This window comes from Stenotrophomonas sp. SrG (assembly GCF_050031795.1).
In the GTDB taxonomy this organism is placed as follows: domain Bacteria; phylum Pseudomonadota; class Gammaproteobacteria; order Xanthomonadales; family Xanthomonadaceae; genus Stenotrophomonas; species Stenotrophomonas rhizophila_A.
In genome coordinates, this window is sequence record NZ_JBNBBE010000449.1 from 1 (window position 1) to 257 (window position 257).

1 protein-coding gene is annotated in these 257 nt (G+C 74.3%); it reads left to right on the forward strand.

Annotation, left to right across the window (positions count from 1 at the left end):
- Positions 1-63 precede the first annotated feature (63 nt).
- On the forward strand, positions 64-257 hold a 194-nt coding region (locus ACQG3P_RS20440), incomplete at its 3' end, for a hypothetical protein (protein WP_426806065.1).

The window sequence follows — 257 nt, forward strand, 5'->3', positions numbered from 1 at the left end:
CACCACGCTGGCCGGCTGGTGGCAGGAGGTGCAGCAGCTGCAGGCCAGGGCCAGCGCCGGGGCATGAGCGCGCAGATCGCCAGCGCCGAGGGCGCAGGGCGGCAACGGTATCCGCTGAGTGAGGCGCCGACCGGGCTGTGGTACGCGCAGCGCCTGTCGCCTGCGCCCGCCCCCTTCAATACCGCACACGGCGTGGGGTTTGAAGGCGCGCTGGCTGGCGACCGTTTCCGTGCGGCTGCCGATGCCCCCGCCGCGGA